Origin of the sequence: Mesorhizobium sp. M7A.F.Ca.ET.027.03.2.1 (assembly GCF_003999175.1) — a bacterium.
Taxonomy (GTDB): Bacteria; Pseudomonadota; Alphaproteobacteria; order Rhizobiales; family Rhizobiaceae; genus Mesorhizobium.
On the sequence record NZ_RZOM01001809.1, the window covers coordinates 1 to 553 of the forward strand.

1 protein-coding gene is annotated in these 553 nt (G+C 67.1%); it reads right to left on the minus strand.

The window, feature by feature from the left end; all coding sequences use genetic code 11:
• Positions 1–42: 42 nt before the first annotated feature.
• On the minus strand, positions 43–553 hold a 511-nt coding region (locus tag EN750_RS38195), incomplete at its 5' end, for a 2-dehydro-3-deoxygalactonokinase (protein ID WP_189526860.1).

Here is a 553-nt window from a genome sequence, read left to right on the forward strand (position 1 = left end):
CAACCAGGCCGCGCTTGAGTTTTGGAAACGGTGCGGTCTGGCTCATCGAGCTGCTCCAATTCTTGCGATCATGCCGTTCTCGCGCGCCGCCTCGACGAGACCTGCACGCACCGCTTCGTCGGCGTCGACGGCCCGGACCTCAAGTCCGGCAAGGCCGAGTGCCTGGCTGTACAGCGTTCCCAGCGCACCGGAGGCGACCAGCACCACGGGTTCCGCACCGGCGCCGTGCCGACGGCTGGCGGAGGCGATCTCGCCGCCGATCAGAAGGCCGGACAGGCAGGCTGCGGCATCGTCGGCTTTCAGATCCTGCAGCAGGCCGGCGGCGCGGATGGAAAACAGCCGCGAGGTGACATCGCCGCCATCGCTCAATGCGGTTTCGCACCAGCGGCGGAAGAACGGATTGTCCGATGTGACCGGCTTCGGATGCTCGCCGAGCGAATGGCGCAGGATCGAATGCGCGGCAAGCACGGAAAACAGCTCGCCGGTCGGCCAGGTGCCGAAGCCGGTGACAGTGCCGTCCTCGACCAGCACCCATTTCGAATGGGTGCCGGGC